General features: G+C 71.4%; 17 protein-coding genes. 14 read left to right on the top strand and 3 right to left on the bottom strand.

Features of this window, described 5'->3' with window-relative positions; translation table 11 throughout:
- The first annotated feature begins 120 nt into the window (after positions 1-120).
- Both AB0O09_RS10195 and AB0O09_RS10190 read left to right on the top strand, forming a co-directional pair.
- The gene (locus tag AB0O09_RS10195; RefSeq protein ID WP_363541081.1) at positions 121-822 is read left to right on the top strand and encodes an HAD family phosphatase; all 702 of its coding nucleotides are present in this window, start codon (positions 121-123) and stop codon (positions 820-822) included.
- A gap of 319 nt (positions 823-1,141) precedes the next feature.
- Positions 1,142-2,746 carry an ABC transporter substrate-binding protein gene (locus AB0O09_RS10190; RefSeq protein ID WP_363541080.1) on the top strand — a complete coding sequence of 535 codons (1,605 nt, stop codon included), beginning with the start codon at positions 1,142-1,144 and terminating at the stop codon, positions 2,744-2,746.
- Positions 2,747-2,807: 61 nt separating this feature from the next.
- Here the strand turns inward: AB0O09_RS10190 and AB0O09_RS10185 are convergent, their stop codons facing one another.
- A complete protein-coding gene (locus AB0O09_RS10185) occupies positions 2,808-3,479 on the bottom strand; it encodes a response regulator transcription factor (RefSeq protein ID WP_344621588.1) in 672 nt (223 codons plus the stop codon).
- On the bottom strand, positions 3,480-4,388 hold the full coding sequence (locus AB0O09_RS10180) for a PD-(D/E)XK nuclease family protein (RefSeq protein ID WP_363541079.1): 909 nt from the start codon (positions 4,386-4,388) through the stop codon (positions 3,480-3,482). It lies immediately after the preceding gene.
- 244 nt (positions 4,389-4,632) lie between these two features.
- Here AB0O09_RS10180 and AB0O09_RS10175 point away from each other — a divergent pair, with 244 nt between their 5' ends.
- The 3 genes from AB0O09_RS10175 (at position 4,633) to AB0O09_RS10165 (ending at position 7,804) form a co-directional block, all read left to right on the top strand.
- Positions 4,633-5,832 carry a site-2 protease family protein gene (locus tag AB0O09_RS10175; protein ID WP_344621590.1) on the top strand — a complete coding sequence of 400 codons (1,200 nt, stop codon included), beginning with the start codon at positions 4,633-4,635 and terminating at the stop codon, positions 5,830-5,832.
- Between the two features lie 97 nt (positions 5,833-5,929).
- Positions 5,930-6,892: a tRNA (adenine-N1)-methyltransferase gene (locus AB0O09_RS10170; protein WP_344621591.1), complete on the top strand. Its 963-nt coding sequence runs from the start codon at positions 5,930-5,932 to the stop codon at positions 6,890-6,892.
- A 324-nt stretch (positions 6,893-7,216) separates the two neighbouring features.
- Positions 7,217-7,804: a hypothetical protein gene (locus AB0O09_RS10165; protein ID WP_363541078.1), complete on the top strand. Its 588-nt coding sequence runs from the start codon at positions 7,217-7,219 to the stop codon at positions 7,802-7,804.
- A 70-nt stretch (positions 7,805-7,874) separates the two neighbouring features.
- Here the strand turns inward: AB0O09_RS10165 and AB0O09_RS10160 are convergent, their stop codons facing one another.
- Entirely contained in the window at positions 7,875-8,162 is a 288-nt protein-coding gene (locus tag AB0O09_RS10160) for a ferredoxin (protein ID WP_344621593.1), read from the bottom strand.
- Positions 8,163-8,407: 245 nt separating this feature from the next.
- On the opposite strand from AB0O09_RS10160, the gene arc reads away from it, so the two are divergent.
- The 9 genes from arc to AB0O09_RS10115 all read left to right on the top strand — a co-directional run bounded on the left by arc (position 8,408) and on the right by AB0O09_RS10115 (position 18,759).
- Positions 8,408-10,174, top strand: coding sequence for a proteasome ATPase (gene arc, locus AB0O09_RS10155; protein WP_344621594.1), 1,767 nt, complete (start codon positions 8,408-8,410; stop codon positions 10,172-10,174).
- Positions 10,175-10,265: 91 nt separating this feature from the next.
- Entirely contained in the window at positions 10,266-11,777 is a 1,512-nt protein-coding gene (gene dop / locus AB0O09_RS10150; RefSeq protein ID WP_363541076.1) for a depupylase/deamidase Dop, read from the top strand.
- Between the two features lie 137 nt (positions 11,778-11,914).
- Entirely contained in the window at positions 11,915-12,133 is a 219-nt protein-coding gene (locus AB0O09_RS10145) for a ubiquitin-like protein Pup (RefSeq protein ID WP_030274209.1), read from the top strand.
- Positions 12,134-12,328: 195 nt separating this feature from the next.
- Positions 12,329-13,168 carry a proteasome subunit beta gene (gene prcB / locus AB0O09_RS10140; RefSeq protein ID WP_363541075.1) on the top strand — a complete coding sequence of 280 codons (840 nt, stop codon included), beginning with the start codon at positions 12,329-12,331 and terminating at the stop codon, positions 13,166-13,168.
- Between the two features lie 36 nt (positions 13,169-13,204).
- Positions 13,205-13,984, top strand: coding sequence for a proteasome subunit alpha (prcA, locus tag AB0O09_RS10135; RefSeq protein WP_363541074.1), 780 nt, complete (start codon positions 13,205-13,207; stop codon positions 13,982-13,984).
- Positions 13,985-14,149: 165 nt separating this feature from the next.
- Positions 14,150-15,511: a Pup--protein ligase gene (gene pafA / locus AB0O09_RS10130; protein WP_030274214.1), complete on the top strand. Its 1,362-nt coding sequence runs from the start codon at positions 14,150-14,152 to the stop codon at positions 15,509-15,511.
- Positions 15,512-15,631: 120 nt separating this feature from the next.
- A complete protein-coding gene (locus AB0O09_RS10125) occupies positions 15,632-16,627 on the top strand; it encodes an FKBP-type peptidyl-prolyl cis-trans isomerase (protein ID WP_363541073.1) in 996 nt (331 codons plus the stop codon).
- A 318-nt stretch (positions 16,628-16,945) separates the two neighbouring features.
- Positions 16,946-18,235, top strand: coding sequence for an FKBP-type peptidyl-prolyl cis-trans isomerase (locus tag AB0O09_RS10120; protein ID WP_363541072.1), 1,290 nt, complete (start codon positions 16,946-16,948; stop codon positions 18,233-18,235).
- Between the two features lie 152 nt (positions 18,236-18,387).
- Positions 18,388-18,759 (top strand): FKBP-type peptidyl-prolyl cis-trans isomerase, encoded by a 372-nt coding sequence (locus tag AB0O09_RS10115; protein ID WP_363541071.1) that lies wholly within the window; start codon positions 18,388-18,390, stop codon positions 18,757-18,759.
- Positions 18,760-18,853 lie beyond the last annotated feature (94 nt).

The following is an 18,853-nucleotide window of genomic DNA, read 5'->3' as shown; positions in this document are numbered from 1 at the left end:
GGCGTATCCTGAATGATCCTGAACGGGCCGGTCCGCTCACAAGCGGGCCGGCCTGTGCCATCCCCGGCCCCGCCCGGCCACCCGTGCGGACGGGACCCCACCCGGCGAAGGGACCATGCCATGACGACCATCTCGACCCTCACCGAGAGCCTCGGCGGTGCCGGCGGCGGCCTGCAGGCCGTGCTGCTCGACATGGACGGCACGCTCGTCGACACCGAGGACTTCTGGTGGCAGGCCGAGGCGTCGCTCTTCGCCGAGTTCGGCCACGTCCTCGACGAGGCCGACCGCGCCCACGTCGTCGGCGGACCGATGACCCGCGTCATCGACTACCTGCTCTCCCGGACGGCCGTGCCGCACACTCCGGCCGAGCTGACCGTCCTGATCAACCAGCGCTTCGTCGACCTGCTGGCCGGCGGCGTGCCGCTGATGCCCGGCGCCGAACGGCTGCTCAACACCCTGGCCGCGCACGGCGTCCCCGCCGCCCTGGTGTCCGCCTCGCACCGGCACGTCATCGACATCGTGCTGCGCAGCCTCGGCGCCCACCACTTCGCCTTCTCGGTGGCCGGCGACGAGGTGCCGCGCACCAAGCCGCACCCCGACCCGTACCTCACCGCCGCCGCCCGGCTCGGCGCCGACCCGGCCCGCTGCGTGGTCATCGAGGACGCCCCGACCGGGGTGCTCGCCGCCGAGGCCGCAGGCTGCCAGGTCATCGCGGTGCCCTCGGTCGCCGCCATCGAGCCCGCCCCCGGACGCACCGTCCTCGGCTCGCTGGAGCAGGTCGATCTGGAGCTGCTGCACGCGCTGATCGCCGCCCGGGTGTGAGTTCGCTCTCTTTTCCGTGCACCACCGATGCCTGGCTGCGGCCCCCCGGCAACGGACCGTACACGGCCTGACGGAGAAAACGGACATCGGGTAACAGAACGCCGGACGGCGGGATCCGGCGGGCGGACCGCCCCCCCCGTCCCTCGCGCACGCGTGCGAGGCGGTGCGTGGTCGATATGGCACGCTACTTCCGGTCATTCCCCGAAAAGGGGACCAACGGACCGTTGCAGCCGCGACCCCCACCCTGGTCACGGCCCGTGACGGAACCCTACCGGCGCCTCCCCACAAGCCCGGCCGCACGGAGAAGGATCCATCCCGCATGTCTTCAGCCCACCGCCTGGCCGTGCTCGGCTGCGCCGTCATGGTCGCGTCCTCGGCCGCCGGCTGCGCCTCCGCGACCAAGGCCGTCACCGGCAAGGACTCGCCGTCCACGATCACCATGGGCACCACCAACGTGACCAGCGTGCTCGACCCGGCCGGTGCCTACGACGCCGGTTCCTGGCTGGTGCTGAACAACACCTTCCAGTCGCTGCTGAGCTTCCCGCCCGGCGCGACCGTGCCGCAGCCGGAGGCCGCGCAGTCCTGCGGCTTCACCGGCGGTGACGCGATCACCTACGCGTGCACCCTGCGCAGCGGGCTGAAGTTCTCCAACGGCCACTCGCTGACCAGCGAGGACGTCGTCTTCTCGGTCCAGCGGATGCTGAAGATCAACGACCCGAGCGGCCCCGCCTCGCTGCTCTCCACCATCAAGTCCGTCGAGGCCAAGGGCCAGGACAAGGTGGTCTTCCACCTCAAGGCCCCGGACGCCGTCCTCCCGGCGAAGCTCGCCTCGATGGCCGGCGCGATCGTCGACCACCAGGTCTTCCCGGCCGACGCGCTGCTCGCCAACGACAAGCTGGTCGGCTCCGGCCCGTACAAGATCGACTCGATCGCCACCATCGAGGGCGGCGAGAACCCGGGCAAGGTCACCCTCTCCGCCAACAGCGAGTACAAGGGCGACAACAAGCCGACCACCGGCAAGTTCGCGCTGCGCTACTTCAACGCACCGGACGAGCTGAAGACCGCACTGGAGAAGGGCGAGGTCGACCTCGCCGACAACAGCCTGGAGCCCGGCGCCGGCGCCAAGATCAAGGACGACCAGATGGCCGGCAAGGGCGACCTCAAGGTCGCCGAGGGCGAGAGCGCCGAGACCCGCTACCTGGTCCTCAACACCAAGGACGCCGTCACCGGCAACCCGGCCGTCCGCCAGGCGGTCGCCCAGCTGATCGACCGCAAGGCGCTCTCCCGCACGGTGTACGCCAACACCGTCCAGCCGCTGTACTCGCTGGTGCCGGCCGGCATCACCGGGCACAACACCTCCTTCGCGGACCGCTACGGCGACCCGAGCGTCGACAAGGCGAAGAAGATCCTCTCCAACGCGAAGATCTCCACCCCGGTCAAGATCACCCTCACCTGGTCGCGCGCCCGGGCCGGCGCCGCCGAGATGGAGCAGATCAAGAAGGACCTGGAGAACGGCGGCGTCTTCCAGGTCGACATCAAGCAGGAGCCCGACTGGAAGAAGTACCAGGCGGGCTGGAAGGCCGGCAGCTACCAGGCGTACACCGTCGGCTGGACCCCCGACTACGCCGACCCGGACAACTTCGTCAGCCCGATCGTGGTCGACGGCGGCGCCTTCCACAACGGCTGGGACGACCCGCGGATCAGCGGCAAGCTGGTGCCCGCCAGCATCAAGCTGACCGACCGCTCCGCCGGCGGGGGCTACGCCCAGATCCAGAACATCGTCGCCGAGGGCGTCCCGGTGATCCCGCTGTTCCAGGCCAAGTCCTTCTACGCCTCGCGCAACGACATCACCGGCGTCGACGGCACCGTCGACACCACCGGGATCTTCCGCTTCTGGGAGATCGGCCGCAACGGCACCAAGTGACCGAACGGCGACGGCCCGCCCCTCCGCTGCGGAGGGGCGGGCCGTCGCCGTACCCGGCGGCTCACATCGAGCCGGGGCGCACCAGACCCGACTCGTACGCGTACACCGCGGCCTGCACCCGGTCGCGCAGCTGCAGCTTCGTCAGCACGTGGCCGACGTGCGTCTTCACCGTCGTCTCGCTGACGAACAGCTCGGCGGCGATCTCCGCGTTCGACAGGCCGCGGGCGACCAGCCGCAGCACCTCCACCTCGCGCTCGGTCAGCGCGCCCAGCGCCTGCGGCGGCGCCTCCTCGCCGGAGGGCAGCTTGGTGGCGTACATGTCCAGCAGCCGGCGGGTCACCGACGGCGCCAGCATCGCCGCACCGTCCGCGACCACCCGGATCGCCTGCACCAGCTCCTCCGCCGGCACGTCCTTCAGCAGGAAGCCGCTGGCCCCCGCGCGCAGCGCCTCGACCACGTACTCGTCCAGGTCGAAGGTGGTCAGCACCAGCACCTTCGCCGGGCCGTCCCGCCCCGGACCGGCGATCCGCCGGGTCGCCTCCACCCCGTCCATCCGCGGCATCCGGATGTCCATCAGGACCACGTCCGGCTGCAGCGCCCGGACCTGCTCCAGCGCCTGCTGGCCGTCCCCGGCCTCCCCGACCACCACCAGGTCGGACTCGGCCTCCAGGATCATCCGGAAGCCGGTGCGCAGCAGCGGCTGGTCGTCGACCAGCAGCACTCGGATCGTCACCTACGACTCCTTGCTCACCATGAGATCCCCCGTGGGATCGTCGTCGGTCGTTCTCCCCACCGGAACCGGCACCGGCAGCGGGTACGGCGGGGGAGTGCCCCCGAACTCCGGGCACCGGGCCTTGTGGTCGCACCAGTCGCACAGCCGGTTGCGGGTGGCCGGGAAGTCGCCCGTCGCCACCGCCCGCGAGATGGTCTCCCACAGCGCCCTGAGCTTGCGCTCCACCGACAGCAGGTCCGCCTCGTCCGGGTCGTACGTGACGACGTCCCCGCCGCCGCCCAGGTACACCAGCTGCAGCCGCCGCGGGACGACGCCCTTCCAGCGCCACACCACCAGGGCGTAGAACTTCATCTGGAACATCGCCTTGCCCTCGAAGTCCCGCGAGGGCGCCCGGCCGGTCTTGTAGTCGACCAGCCGCACCTCACCGGTCGGCGCGACGTCCACCCGGTCGATGTAGCCGCGCAGCAGCACGCCCGGCTCCAGCGGCGTCTCCACGTACAGCTCGCGCTCCACCGGGTGCAGCCGGGTCGGGTCCTCCAGACCGAACCAGCGGTCCACCAGCTTCTCCGCGTCGCCCAGCCAGCCCGCCAGCGCCGAACCGTCCTCGTCGCCGGGGAACAGCTGCGCCAGCTCCGGCCGCTCGCCGAGCAGCCGCTCCCACTGCGGGCGCAGCAGCGAACGCGCCAGCTCCGCCGTCCGCTCGCCCGGCGGATGGTCGAAGAGCCGCTCCAGCACGGCGTGCACCACCGTGCCCCGGGTGGCGGCCGCGCTCGGCGGCTCCGGCAGCCGGTCGATCACCCGCAGCCGGTACAGCAGCGGGCAGGTCATGAAGTCGCCGGCGCGCGAGGGCGACAGGCCCGTCGGCGCGGCGGCCGGCCGGGTCGGCGGCTCGGTCTCGGTCTGGTGCATGCCCCCGACCCTATTGCCCCTCGCTCACATCCCGCTGCCGCCCGGCTGACACCGACACCGCTGGAGGCACCGCATCCGGGGTATCACCGAGGTACGGACGGCACCCGACCGCCGCCGCGGGCGCGGCGCGAGGGGCGCGCGCGGCATCCGGACGGAGATCACGTAGCGTGGGCGCGACGGTGCGGGCCACGGCGCCGCGACGGCGCGGCGCACCGGCGGGGACGACGAGAGCGAAGGGGACGCGGTGAGCGACACCAGGGGGCAGCGGACCTCCGACCAGCCGTCGGCGGACCGGCCCGAGCGGCCGGAGCCGCGCGGCGGCATCCTGATGGGTCGACCCTTCGGCGTCCCGGTGTACGTCACGCCCTCCTGGTTCGTCATCGCCGCCCTGATCACCTGGGTGTTCGGCGGCCGGCTCAGCGAGGTGCTGCCCGACCTCGGCGCCACCCGCTACCTGGTCTCCTTCTCCTTCGCGGTCGCCTTCTACGCCTCCGTCCTGGTGCACGAGCTCGCCCACACCGTGGTCGCCCTCCGCTACCGGCTCTCGGTGCGGCGGATCCAGCTGCAGTTCTTCGGCGGCGTCTCGGAGATCGAGAAGGAGGCCGAGACCCCGGCCCGCGAGTTCTGGCTGGCGTTCGTCGGCCCGCTGCTCTCGCTCGTCCTCGGCGGCGCCTTCTACCTCGCCCTCACCGCCGTCGACACCGACACCGTGCCCGGCGTGCTGCTCGCCGGCCTCATGGTCAGCAACCTCGTCGTCGCCGCCTTCAACCTCCTGCCCGGCCTCCCGCTGGACGGCGGCCGGATGCTGCGCGCCGTCGTCTGGGGCGTCACCGGCCGGCCGATGGCCGGCACCGTCGCCGCCGCCTGGGTCGGCCGCGGGCTCGCCCTGCTCGTCCTCTTCGGGCTGCCGCTGTACAGCGCCTCCCGCGACCCCCAGCAGTCCACCACCGACAGCCTGATCGACGGCGTCCTCGCCGCCGTCCTCGCCGTGATCATCTGGAACGGGGCGAGCGGCGCCGTCCGCAACGCCCGGCTCCGCGAGGCCCTGCCCCGGCTCGCCCTGCGCGACCTCGCCCGACGCTTCGTCGAGGTCCCCGCCGACACCCCGCTCGGCGAGGCGCTGCGGCGCGCCCGCGAGGCGCAGGCCGGTGCGATCGTCGTGGTCGACGGCCGCGGCGAGCCCACCGCCCTGGTCACCGAGGCCGCCGTCGGCAAGGTGCCCGAGCACCGCCGCCCCTGGGTCGCGGTCGGCGCGCTCGCCCGCGACCTCGAACCCGCCATGCGGCTCGACCTCGACCTCACCGGCGAGCAGCTGCTGACCGCACTGCGGCGCGCCCCCGCGACCGAGTACCTGATCGTCCGCCCCGACGGCAGCCCCTACGGCGTGCTGGCCCTCGCCGACCTCGAACGCAGACTCGCCCGCGAGGTCGGCGGCCGGGTGTAGGCCGACGCACGCGGGCGCGCCCCCGTCGGGTCGCCCCCGGCGTGCGCATGCCCCCGGCTGGTCGGGGGAGGTCCGGCGTTCCCTTAGGATTGTCGGCATGTCCGAACCGACCGGTGCCACCCGCCGACGCGGGCCCTTCCAGGTCGGGGACCAGGTCCAGCTGACCGACCCCAAGGGCCGCCACTACACGTTCACGCTCCAGGCCGGGAACCAGTTCCACACCCACAAGGGTGCGTTCCCGCACGACGAGCTGATCGGCGCCCCCGAGGGCACGGTCGTACGCACGACGGGCAACGTCCCGTACCTCGCGCTGCGCCCCCTGCTCCCCGACTACGTCCTGTCCATGCCCCGCGGCGCGGCGGTGATCTACCCCAAGGACGCGGGTCAGATCCTGGCGATGGCCGACATCTTCGCGGGAGCCCGCGTCGTCGAGGCCGGCGTCGGCTCCGGCGCGCTCTCCACGTACCTGCTGCGCGCCGTCGGCGACACCGGCATGCTCGCCTCCTACGAGCGCCGCGAGGACTTCGCGGAGATCGCCCGCGGCAACGTGGAGCGCTACTTCGGCGGCCCGCACCCGGCGTGGAAGCTCACCGTCGGCGACCTCCAGGACAACCTGGTCGAGACCGACGTCGACCGCGTCATCCTGGACATGCTCGCCCCCTGGGAGTGCCTGGACGTCGCCTCCAAGGCGCTCGTCCCCGGCGGCCTCATCTGCTGCTACGTGGCCACCACCACGCAGATGTCGAAGACCGTCGAGGCGCTGCGCGAGCACGGCACCTTCACCGAGCCGCAGGCCTGGGAGACCATGGTCCGCACCTGGCACCTGGAGGGCCTGGCCGTCCGCCCGGACCACCGGATGATCGGCCACACCGGCTTCCTGCTCACCGCCCGGCGCCTCGCCGACGGCGTCGAGCCGCCGCTGCGCCGCCGCCGTCCGGCCAAGGGCGCCTACGGCGAGGACTACGACAACGGCACCCCGGAGCCCTCGCTCGCCGAGCGTGCCGCGGCCCGCCGGGCCTCCCGCGAGTCGGCCGCCGCCGAGGGCGTCGACCTGCCCTGACACCGTGCAGAACCGCCCGCCGAGGGGCGGCGCACCGGAGGACCCGCTCCGGTGCGCCGCCCCTCGCGGCGTTCCGCGGAGCTCCCCCCGGAAGAGCCGTCGGCCCGGTGTCCCGCGGCGGCCGATCATGTGGCAGGATGCTCGCTCACGACACCCCCTCCTTCGCGCCCCCGGGCCTGTCCGTGCCGGGCGCAGCGACCGGGGGAGAGGTCTGTCCGGCGGGCGCGGCGAGGTGGGGGGAGACCCCTCGCGGGGACGGCGGGCACCCGGGCCCGGGGGAGCCCTGACAGCGAGCACCAGCAGCGGCCGAGGGCGGAGCAGACCATGACCACGAGCGGCATGACCAGCGGCGGACCGAAGGCACCCGGGCATGCGCGCAGCGGGCTGAAGCACTGGGCACTGGTCGCCGCCGGGTGCGGCGCGGTGGTGGCCGGGGCGCTCGCGGCGGACCCGGCGCAGGGCACGCCGACGCCGGTGCGGCCCACCGCCGAGCCGGTGCCCGCGGCCGCCGCACCCGACCCGGGGAAGGCCGAACTTCCCCTTGACTGCGGGCCCTTCGGGGTGTCCGTGGCACTGCGGGCCAGCGCGGCGGTGGACGGCGTGCCCAGCACGGTGGTGGCCGCGCACTGCGCGGCCGGCAACGGCACCCCGCCGGACGGCGTCTACCTGCTCACCAACGGCCCGGACGGCCGGCCGAAGGTCGCCGAGACGCTGCTCGACCCGGTGAAGGACGGCCTCACCGTCACCGCGCTCACGATCCGCAGCGACGGCGCGATCCGCGGCCACGCCCAGGGCTGGTCCTCGGACGACGTGCCGCGCTGCTGCCCCGACCGGGCGGTGGACCTCAGCTGGACGCGGCAGGGCGAGGACTGGGTGCGGGCGCAGAGCGCCGTGCCCGCCGGACAGGTCTGACCGGGCGCCCGGGCGGGCTGACGGGCCGTCCTGCGGGGGCCGTGCTGAGCCGGGCTCAGCCCGGCCGCGCTCACTCGGCGTCGGGGCCGTACACCTCGACCCGGTCGTGCACCCGGCGCACGTGGATGCAGTCGCCGGGGCAGTCCTTGGCGGAGTCCACCACGTCCTGAAGCAGGGTCAGCGGGACGGGCACCGTCTCGCCGGGCTGCTGGCGCAGCTCGTCGTCCTCGCCCTTCACGTAGGCGAGGCCGTCGATGTCCAGCTCGAAGACCTCCGGCGCGTACTGCGCGCAGATGCCGTCGCCCGTGCACAGATCCTGGTCGATCCAGACTTCGAGCTCTTCGCCGGTGGCCGACATGTTCCCTGCCGTTTCTGTCACGGAACGCCCCGCTTCGCGTGGCATTTCCACTCGCACTCCAGAGCCGACCTTACCCCCGCCCTGCTTTGAACCGTTGAGCGGTGGGCACATCCACTACCAGAGGGGACGCAACGCAAGGGCGAAGATCGGACACGCCCGATCCATCTTTCTGATCTAGGGGTTTACAGACCCCTGGCTGCAGGTAGGTTTGGGTCGTCCAGCTCCCCCAGGAGGAGGTGAGGACCGTGGCAGCCCACGATGACGACTACAACCGCAGCGCCGGCCGGCCCGCTCGTGGTTCCGACGAGGCCGCGCAGGTCTCGTACCTCGAGCAGGAGATCGCCGTCCTGCGTCGCAAGCTCGCCGACTCGCCGCGCAACTCGAGAATCCTCGAGGAGCGCATCGTCGAGCTCCAGACCAACCTGGCCGGTGTCACCGCCCAGAACGAGCGGCTCGCCGCCACCCTCCGCGAGGCCCGCGACCAGATCGTGGCCCTCAAGGAGGAGGTCGACCGCCTCGCCCAGCCGCCGGCCGGGTTCGGCACCTTCCTCGAGGCCAACGAGGACGGCACGGTCGACATCTTCACGGGCGGCCGCAAGCTGCGGGTCAACGTGAGCCCGAGCATCGACCCCGAGGAGCTGCGCCGCGGCCAGGAGGTCATGCTCAACGAGGCCCTGAACGTCGTGGACGCGATGGCCTTCGAGAGCATCGGCGACATCGTCACCCTCAAGGAGGTCCTGGAGGACGGCGAGCGCGCCCTGGTGATCGGCCACACCGACGAGGAGCGCGTCGTCCGGCTCGCCGAGCCGCTGCGCGACCTCACCCTGCGGCCCGGCGACGCGCTGCTGCTGGAGGCCCGCTCCGGCTACGTCTACGAGGTGGTCCCGAAGTCCGAGGTCGAGGAGCTGGTCCTCGAGGAGGTCCCGGACATCGACTACCGGCAGATCGGCGGTCTGGGCACCCAGATCGAGCAGATCCGCGACGCGGTCGAGCTGCCCTACCTGCACGCCGACCTCTTCAAGGAGTACGAGCTGCGCCCGCCCAAGGGCGTCCTGCTCTACGGCCCGCCCGGCTGCGGCAAGACGCTGATCGCCAAGGCGGTCGCGAACTCGCTGGCCAAGAAGGTCGCCGAGGTCACCGGCCGGCCCCAGGGCAAGAGCTACTTCCTCAACATCAAGGGCCCCGAGCTGCTCAACAAGTACGTGGGCGAGACCGAGCGGCAGATCCGCCTGGTCTTCCAGCGGGCCCGGGAGAAGGCGAGCGAGGGCACGCCCGTCATCGTCTTCTTCGACGAGATGGAGTCGCTGTTCCGCACCCGCGGCTCCGGCGTCAGCTCGGACGTGGAGAACACCATCGTCCCGCAGCTGCTGGCGGAGATCGACGGCGTGGAGGGCCTGGAGAACGTCATCGTCATCGGCGCCTCCAACCGCGAGGACATGATCGACCCGGCGATCCTGCGGCCCGGCCGCCTGGACGTCAAGATCAAGATCGAGCGGCCGGACGCCGAAGCGGCGAAGGACATCTTCTCCAAGTACCTCAAGGACTCGCTGCCGTTCCACCCGGACGACGTCAAGGAGCACGACGGCTCGGTGCCCGCCACCGTGGCCGCCATGATCCAGTCCGTGGTCGAGCGGATGTACTCGGAGACCGAGGACAACCGCTTCCTCGAGGTCACCTACGCCAACGGCGACAAGGAAGTCCTGTACTTCAAGGACTTCAACTCCGGCGCCATGATCCAGAACATCGTGGACCGGGCGAAGAAGATGGCCATCAAGGACTTCCTCGACCACGGCCAGCGCGGCCTCCGCGTCTCCCACCTGCTCGCCGCCTGCGTGGACGAGTTCAAGGAGAACGAGGACCTGCCCAACACCACCAACCCGGACGACTGGGCCCGGATCTCCGGAAAGAAGGGCGAGCGGATCGTCTTCATCCGCACCCTCGTCACCGGCAAGCAGGGCGCCGAGTCCGGTCGGTCCATCGACACTGTCGCCAACACCGGGCAGTACCTGTAAGGACCGCGAACCCTCCGTCCGGCTGCGGTGCCCACCCGCCCCGCAGCCGGACGGCGCGTCTCACAGGACCACTACGGGCAAGGAGGGCCGCATGACCGTACGCCGCGTGATGGGCATCGAGACCGAGTACGGGATCTCCGTGCCCGGCCACCCGAACGCCAACGCCATGCTCACCTCGTCCCAGATCGTCAACGCCTACGCCGCGGCGATGCACCGGGCCCGCCGGGCCCGCTGGGACTTCGAGGAGGAGAACCCGCTGCGCGACGCCCGCGGCTTCGACCTCGCGCGCGAGGTGGCGGACGCCAGCCAGCTCACCGACGAGGACATCGGCCTCGCCAACGTCATCCTCACCAACGGCGCCCGGTTCTACGTGGACCACGCGCACCCCGAGTACAGCTCGCCCGAGGTGACCAACCCCCGCGACGCGGTCCTCTGGGACAAGGCCGGCGAGCGGATCATGGCCGAGGCGGCCGCCCGCGCCCTGGAGCTGCCCAACGGGCAGAAGATCCACCTGTACAAGAACAACACCGACAACAAGGGCGCCTCCTACGGCACCCACGAGAACTACCTGATGAAGCGGGCGACGCCGTTCGCCGACATCGTCCGTCACCTCACCCCGTTCTTCGTCTCCCGCCAGGTGGTCACCGGCGCCGGCCGGGTCGGGCTCGGCCAGGAGGGCTCCGCGAACGGGTTCCAGATCAGCCAGCGCGCCGACTTCTTCGAGGTCGAGGTGGGCCTGGAGACGACCCTCAAGCGGCCGATCATCAACACCCGCGACGAGCCGCACGCCGACGCCGAGAAGTACCGCCGACTGCACGTGATCATCGGCGACGCCAACCTCTCGGAGATCTCCACCTACCTCAAGCTGGGCACCACCTCGCTGGTGCTGGCGATGATCGAGGACGGCTTCATCGCCGTCGACCTGGCCGTCGACCAGCCGGTGCGCACCCTGCACAGGGTCTCGCACGACCCCGGCCTGACCCACCTCCTCCAGCTGCGCAGCGGCCGCAAGCTCACCGCAGTCCAGCTGCAGATGGAGTACTGCGAGCTGGCCCGCAAGTACGTCGAGGACCGCTGGGGCCAGGACGCCGACGACCAGACCATGGACGTGCTCGCCCGCTGGGAGGACGTGCTCGGCCGGCTGGAGCGCGACCCGATGAGCCTGTCCAAGGAGCTCGACTGGATCGCCAAGCGCGAACTGCTGGAGGGCTACCGCCAGCGCGACGGGCTGGACTGGGACAACCCCCGGCTGCACCTGGTGGACCTGCAGTACAGCGACGTGCGGGCCGACAAGGGCCTCTACAACCGCCTGGTGGCCCGCGGCCGGTTCGAGCGCCTGCTCACCGAGGACGAGGTCACCCGCGCGGTCTCCAAGCCCCCGGAGGACACCCGGGCGTACTTCCGCGGACGCTGCCTGGAGCAGTACGCCGAGCACGTCGCCGCGGCCTCCTGGGACTCGGTGATCTTCGACCTGCCGGGCCGTGACTCGCTGCAGCGGGTGCCCACCATGGAGCCGCTGCGCGGCACCAGGAACCACGTCAAGGAACTCCTGGACCGCTGCCGGACGGCCGAGGATCTGGTTCGTGTACTGTCCGGAGGGTAACCCTTCGATCACCTGGGGTGAAATCCCCGCCGAAGGGGAATCATTCCGGTGAGCGCCGGGCGTTGAACGTAAACCGGGCGCGAATGCCGTACCCGGCGGATAGGGTCTGACCACACAGAGCGAGCGGGGTGAGGGAAATGGCTGGTAAGGACACCGGCGGCGGCCAGCAGCGGGCGAACCGCTCCTCCGAAGAGGTCGAGGAGCAGTCCGCAGAGGCGCAGGCCTCCGACGACCTGAAGGAGCGCCAGGAAAAGCTCAGCGACGACGTCGACGCCGTCCTGGACGAAATCGACGAGGTCCTCGAGTCGAATGCCGAGGATTTCGTCCGCGGATTCGTGCAGAAGGGCGGCGAGTAGGAGGGGGCATTCCCTTCCTGAAACCGCGCCGCGGAGACCGCGCTGCAGGTGTGTCACGGCATGCCTGCAGCGCGCTCTGCTCCCACCGCCCGCAACGGCGCCGCCGATCGTGTGGATCAAGGGGCGCCGACGCGGGTAGGGTCCGGGCATCAGCTGCTCGACCGACTGCTTGACCGTCAACACGGAAGGAATCGTGTGGAAGCCAACACTGGTGGCACCGGGCGTCTACCGGCCGCCTTCCTGACCCCCGGGTCCTCGTCGTTCATGGACTTCCTCGGCCGCCAGGCGCCGGAGCTGCTGCCCGGCAACCGCCGCCTCCCCGAGGGCGTGCTCGAGGCGCCGCACGGCACCACCATCGTCTCCGCGGTCTTCGACGGCGGCGTGGTGATCGCCGGTGACCGCCGCGCGACCATGGGCAACGTGATCGCCCAGCGCGACATCGAGAAGGTCTTCCCGGCCGACGAGTACAGCGCCGTCGGCATCGCCGGCACCGCCGGCCTCGCCGTCGAGATGGTCCGCCTCTTCCAGCTGGAGCTGGAGCACTACGAGAAGATCGAGGGCGCCGTGCTCTCCCTGGAGGGCAAGGCCAACCGGCTCACCACCATGATCCGGTCCAACCTGGCGATGGCCATGCAGGGCCTGGCCGTGGTGCCGATCTTCGCCGGCTACGACCTCGACCTCGGGCGCGGCCGGATCTTCACCTACGACGTCACCGGCGGCCGTTCCGAGGAGCGCGGCTTCGCCGCCACCGGCTCCGGCTCGGTCTTCGCCCGCGGCTCCCTGAAGAAGCTCTACCGCGAGGACCTCGGCGGCGAGCAGGCCGCCACCCTCGCGGTGCAGGCGCTCTACGACGCCGCCGACGACGACTCCGCCACCGGCGGCCCCGACCTGGCCCGCGGCATCTTCCCGATCGTCTCGCTGATCACCGAGGACGGCTTCCGCCGGCTCGCCGACGACGAGGTGTCGGAGATCGCCGTGTCCATCACCGCCGGCCGCCGCGAGCACCCCAACGGGCCGCAGGCCCCGCTGCTCTAGTCCGCCACCCACCCAGGAAGAAGGGGACGACCGCCGGTGTCCACACCGTTCTACGTCTCGCCTCAGCAGGCCATGGCGGACCGCGCGGAGTACGCCCGCAAGGGCATCGCCCGCGGCCGAAGCGTGGTCGTGCTCACCTACGCCGACGGCATCGTCTTCGTCGCGGAGAACACCTCCCGGGCGCTGCACAAGGTCTCCGAGATCTACGACAAGATCGCCTTCGCCGCGGTCGGCCGGTACAACGAGTTCGAGAACCTGCGCATCGGAGGCGTCCGCTACGCCGACCTGCGCGGCTACTCCTACGACCGCGCCGACGTCACCGCCCGCGGCCTCGCCAACGTCTACGCCCAGACCCTCGGCACCATCTTCTCCTCGGTCGGCGACAAGCCCTACGAGGTCGAGCTGGTCGTCGCCGAGGTCGGCCGCACCGACGGCGACGACCAGATCTACCGGCTCACCCCGGACGGCTCGGTCGTCGACGAGAAGAACTACGTCGTGGTCGGCGGCAACGCCGACTCCATCGGCAACTACCTCGGTCAGCGGCACCGGGCCGGCATGGCCCTCACCGAGGCCCTCAAGCTGGCCGTCGACGGCCTCGCCCGCGACCCCAACGGGGGCAGCCCGCGCGCCCTGACGCCGGAACAGCTGGAGGTCGCGGTGCTGGACCGCAAGCGCGTCCAGCAGCGCAAGTTCAAGCGCATCCTGGGCGGCCAGCTCGGCCGCCTGCTCGGCGGCGACGCCTCCGCCGCCGAGGACGAGGAGTCCGTCGCCGACGAGCCGCCGGCGGCCGAGGGCGGGGCGCCCGCCGCCGAATAGCCCGCACGTGTGAATCCCGTACGGCACCCCACCGGTGCCGTACGGGATTCACGTGCGCCTTCCGGGATTTGACGCGGCGCCGTGGTCGGATTGCCGGCGACACCGTGACCTTTTCGGCTCCGCCGAAGGGGTTTCGAAATGCCCCCGGAAGAGAAAAGATGCCTCATGGACCGCCGAATTTTCGGGCTGGAGAACGAGTACGGTGTCACGTGTACGTTCCGGGGACAACGGCGTCTGTCTCCTGACGAGGTGGCCAGGTACCTCTTCCGCCGCGTAGTTTCCTGGGGCCGCAGCAGCAACGTCTTCCTGCGCAACGGTGCACGCCTCTACCTCGACGTGGGCTCGCACCCCGAGTACGCCACTCCCGAATGCGACGACGTCACCGAGCTGGTGACGCACGACAAGGCGGGCGAACGCATCCTGGAGGGCCTGCTCGTGGACGCCGAGCGACGGCTCCACGAGGAAGGCATCGCCGGCGACGTCTACCTGTTCAAGAACAACACCGACTCGGCCGGGAACTCCTACGGCTGCCACGAGAACTACCTCGTGGCCCGGCACGGCGAGTTCTCCCGGCTGGCCGACGTCCTCATCCCCTTCCTGGTGACCCGCCAGCTCATCTGCGGCGCCGGCAAGGTGCTGCAGACGCCGCGCGGCGCGGTCTACTGCGTCAGCCAGCGGGCCGAGCACATCTGGGAGGGCGTCAGCTCGGCGACCACCCGCTCCCGTCCCATCATCAACACCCGCGACGAGCCGCACGCCGACGCCGAGCGCTACCGTCGGCTGCACGTCATCGTCGGCGACTCCAACATGTCGGAAACCACCACCCTGCTCAAGGTCGGCGCCACCGACCTGGTGCTGCGCCTCATCGAGGCGGGCGTGGTGATGCGCGACCTCACCCTGGAGAACCCGATCCGGGCGATCCGCGAGGTCAGCCACGACCTCACCGGCACCCACCAGGTCCGGCTCGCCAACGGCCGCGAGGCCAGCGCGCTGGACATCCAGGAGGAGTACTTCACCAAGGCGCTGGAGTTCGCGGACCGCAAGGGCCTGAACACCGGCACGGTGGCCCGGGTGCTCGACCTCTGGGGGCGCACCCTGGAGGCCGTCCGCACCGAGGACCTGGAGAAGGTCTCCACCGAGATCGACTGGATCATGAAGTACCGGTTGATCGAGCAGTACCGCGAGAAGCACCAGATGACGATGTCCAACCCGCGGGTCGCCCAGATCGACCTCGCGTACCACGACATCCACCGCCGCCGCGGCCTGTTCTACCTGCTGCAGAACAAGGGCCGGGCGGCCCGGGTCACCACCGATCTCAAGACCTTCGAGGCCAAGTCGGTGCCCCCGCAGACCACCCGGGCCAGGCTGCGCGGCGACTTCATCCGCCGGGCGCAGGAGCAGCGGCGCGACTTCACGGTGGACTGGGTCCACCTGAAGCTGAACGACCAGGCGCAGCGGACCGTGCTGTGCAAGGACCCGTTCCGGTCGGTCGACGAGCGGGTGGAGAAGCTCATCGCGGGCATGTGACGCCCGCGCCGGGCACAGGCGGCCACGAGGGGTGGCGTCCGGGTGGGTCCGGGCGCCACCCCTCGCGTGCGTGCTTGCGCCTCCCCGGCTGCGGCACCCCCGGGCCATACGCTGGCGACCATGCGACGAATCGCCGGACTGCCGGCCGTGCCCCTCGCCGCCCTGCTCGTCGCGGTGCTCGCCGCGTGCAGCAGCGGCTCCTCCGGATCCTCCGCCGCCTCGCCCGCCGCCTCCGCCTCGGCCACCGCGGTGCCGAGCCCGGTGGAGTCCGCGGACCCGATGCCCACCGTCTCCGGCGACTTCGGCTCCAAGGCCCAGATCACCCTGCCGCAGGGCCAGCCGAGCGGCGAGTTCGTCGTGAGCGTCGTGCACGAGGGCGACGGCGCGACCGTCGCCAAGGGCGACTGGGTGACGGTCAACTACACCGCCAAGGACTGGACGACCGGCAAGGACGTCTCCAGCTCCTACGACACCGGCGGCAAGCCGCAGCTCTACCAGGCCGGCAGCGGCCAGCTGGTGCCCGCCTTCGACCAGGCGGTGCTCGGCAAGAAGGCCGGCAGCCGGCTGCTGGTGGTGGCGCCGCCGGCGGCGGGCTTCGGCACCTCCGGGAACACCGCGGCCGGGGTGGGCGGCCAGGACACCGTGGTCTTCGTCCTCGACATCCTCGACGTGGTGCCGCCGGACTCGACCGTCTCCGGGGAGATGACCCAGCCGCCCGCGACCGCACCGCAGGTCAAGGACAACGGCAAGCAGGCGCCGACGATCACCATCCCGGCCGGGCAGAGCCCGCCCACCGAGCTGCAGACCTACGTGCTGATCAAGGGCGACGGCAAGCCGGTGCAGTCCGGGCAGCAGCTGCTGGTGCAGTACACCGGCGTGCTGTGGTCGGACGGCTCGCAGTTCGACTCCTCCTACTCGCACGGCGGCGCGCAGGCCCTCCAGGTCGGCACCGGCAGCCTGATCAAGGGCTGGGACCAGGGCCTGGTCGGCCAGACCGTCGGCAGCCGGGTGATGCTCGTGGTGCCGCCCTCGCTGGGCTACGGGAACCAGTCCAGCGGCCCCGTTCCGGCCGACGCCACGCTGGTGTTCGTCATCGACATCCTGGAGGCCGTGTAGCGGCCCGCCCGGGCCCGGGGCGGGCGCAGGGCGCGCCCCGGGCGGTTCCGAGCGCGCCCCGGGGGGGCGGGTTCCGGACGGGCCGGGGGCGGTTCCGGACCGGCCCCGCGGAGGTTGCGGGCAGGTTCGGGAGAGGCCCGCGGGAGATCGGTCCCCGTACGACCGGTCCGACCCGCCCGGGCCCGGGTGACGGGCACAACGATCGCGCACCGGGAGGGCCCGTCCTCATGCGGACCTGACATACTGCTGGCGTTTTCGGCACCGTGGCAGCGCCGTCAGGTCCGGCGAGGGCGTGGCGGGCGAGATGGATGGGGAGCAATGTCTGAGAAAGCGTCGAGCCCGGGCGAGGCCGGTACCGCCGCCGACCCCGCGGCCGCACGGCCCGGCGGCCCGCTGCCCGGCGACGGCGAGTCGATCGTCGTCCCGCCCGCGATCCTGAAGCAGCAGGCCGGCTGGGGCCAGGCCCCGGCCCGTCCCGCCGGCGAGAAGGACGAGGAGCCGCAGGTCTTCGCCTCGACCGTGCGCCGCAAGGACCTGTCGGAGGCCGGCTACGACGAGGACCCGCCCGGCGCCGGCCGCCTGGGCGCGATCCTCGGCACCGTGCTGGCCGTCCTGCTGGTCGGCAGCTGCATCACGCTCTACATGGTGAACAAGGACGACGGGAAGTCCTCCGCGGCCTCCACCCCGGACGCGGCGGCCACCGCATCGCCGCCGCCCTCCGCCGACCCGGTGCCGCCGATCAAGGACAACGCCAAGGTGCTGCCGACCGTCACCGGCGAGTTCGGCACCAAGGCGACCATCGCCCTGCCCAAGGAAGCCTCCGACGGCACCTTCGTCGTCAAGGAGCTGAAGTCCGGCGACGGCGCCAAGGTCGACAAGAACACCTGGGTGACCGCCGACTTCTCCGCCATGAACTGGAGCACCGGCAAGGAGATCGAGGGGTCCTACAAGAGCGGCAAGCCGCAGCTCTTCCAGGCCGGCGCCGGCAAGCTGATCCCGGCCCTCGACCAGGCCGTCACCGGCCACAAGGCCGGCAGCCGACTGCTCGTGGTCGCCCCGCCGGCCGCCGCCTTCGGCTCGCAGGGCAGCAGCGGCATGGGCGTCGGCGCCAAGGACACCCTGGTGTTCGTGATCGACATCAAGAACGCCACCGCCCCGGACACCGTGCTCAGCGGCGACATGACGGCCCCGCCGGCCGACATGCCGAAGGTCAAGGACAACGGCAAGAAGCCCGCCGACATCACCCCGGTGCCCGGCACCCCCGAGGTCAAGGACCTCAAGTCGCACGTCCTGATCCAGGGCAAGGGCCGCAAGATCGAGGCCGGCGAGAAGGTCCTCGTCCAGTACACCGGTGCGCTCTACAAGGACGGCAAGGTCTTCGACTCCTCGCTCAAGCGCGGCCAGGCCTTCACCTTCGTCACCGGTGGCGGCGGCGTCATCGAGGGCTGGGACAAGGGCATCACCGGCCAGACCGTCGGCAGCCGGGTCGAGCTGGTGATCCCCGCCTCGCTCGCCTACAAGGACCAGGCGCAGGGCGACATCCCCGCCAATTCGACACTGGTCTTCGTGATCGACATCCTGGATGCCGGCGTCGGCGCCCAGGACTAGTCCCGGGGCGGACGACCGGGGCCGTTCCCGGACCGCGCGACGCGTCGCGCGGTCCGGGAATGGCCCGGACGGGCGGCGGCGCGCCGTACGGTGGACCGCAGCGGTGCCTGCCGCCCCGTCATGCCCGTACCACCGAACGAGATGAGTCTGTTGTGAGCCTTTCCAAGCCGGAGATCGACTTCCCGGGCGGCGAGCCGCCGAAGGAACTGCAGATCCGCGACATCGTGGTCGGCGACGGTGCCGAGGCCAAGGCCGGCGCGGTCGTCGAGGTGCACTACGTCGGTGTCACCTTCTCCACCGGCGAGGAGTTCGACGCCTCCTGGAACCGCGGCCAGACCTTCCGCTTCCCGCTCGGCGCGGGCCGCGTCATCAAGGGCTGGGACCAGGGCGTCCAGGGCATGAAGGTCGGCGGCCGGCGCGAGCTGGTCATCCCGCCGGACCTGGCCTACGGCAACCAGTCGCCGAGCCCGCTGATCCCCGCGGGTTCCACCCTGATCTTCGTCGTCGACCTGCTCGGCGTCTGAGAAAGTGTTGGGTAATTGATCAACTGCGTGGCGTGATCCGCTGGTGGTGATCTTTGCGGTCAAGGTGTCCGCGAAGATCGCCGCCATGTGTGTC

The sequence above is a fragment of the Kitasatospora sp. NPDC093679 genome (genome assembly GCF_040683455.1).
GTDB lineage: Bacteria > Actinomycetota > Actinomycetes > Streptomycetales > Streptomycetaceae > Kitasatospora > Kitasatospora arboriphila.
This window is presented reverse-complemented; position numbering and strand designations above follow the sequence as displayed.

What these genes read in the sequence shown, in the direction of transcription:
- AB0O09_RS10195 (WP_363541081.1), top strand. Translation starts at nt 121, where the DNA reads ATGACGACCATCTCGACCCTCACCGAGAGCCTCGGCGGTGCCGGCGGC.
- AB0O09_RS10190 (WP_363541080.1), top strand. Translation starts at nt 1,142, where the DNA reads ATGTCTTCAGCCCACCGCCTGGCCGTGCTCGGCTGCGCCGTCATGGTC.
- AB0O09_RS10180 (WP_363541079.1), bottom strand. Translation starts at nt 4,388, where the DNA reads ATGCACCAGACCGAGACCGAGCCGCCGACCCGGCCGGCCGCCGCGCCG.
- AB0O09_RS10170 (WP_344621591.1), top strand. Translation starts at nt 5,930, where the DNA reads ATGTCCGAACCGACCGGTGCCACCCGCCGACGCGGGCCCTTCCAGGTC.
- AB0O09_RS10165 (WP_363541078.1), top strand. Translation starts at nt 7,217, where the DNA reads ATGACCACGAGCGGCATGACCAGCGGCGGACCGAAGGCACCCGGGCAT.
- AB0O09_RS10160 (WP_344621593.1), bottom strand. Translation starts at nt 8,162, where the DNA reads ATGTCGGCCACCGGCGAAGAGCTCGAAGTCTGGATCGACCAGGATCTG.
- dop (WP_363541076.1), top strand. Translation starts at nt 10,266, where the DNA reads ATGACCGTACGCCGCGTGATGGGCATCGAGACCGAGTACGGGATCTCC.
- AB0O09_RS10145 (WP_030274209.1), top strand. Translation starts at nt 11,915, where the DNA reads ATGGCTGGTAAGGACACCGGCGGCGGCCAGCAGCGGGCGAACCGCTCC.
- pafA (WP_030274214.1), top strand. Translation starts at nt 14,150, where the DNA reads ATGGACCGCCGAATTTTCGGGCTGGAGAACGAGTACGGTGTCACGTGT.
- AB0O09_RS10125 (WP_363541073.1), top strand. Translation starts at nt 15,632, where the DNA reads ATGCGACGAATCGCCGGACTGCCGGCCGTGCCCCTCGCCGCCCTGCTC.
- AB0O09_RS10120 (WP_363541072.1), top strand. Translation starts at nt 16,946, where the DNA reads ATGTCTGAGAAAGCGTCGAGCCCGGGCGAGGCCGGTACCGCCGCCGAC.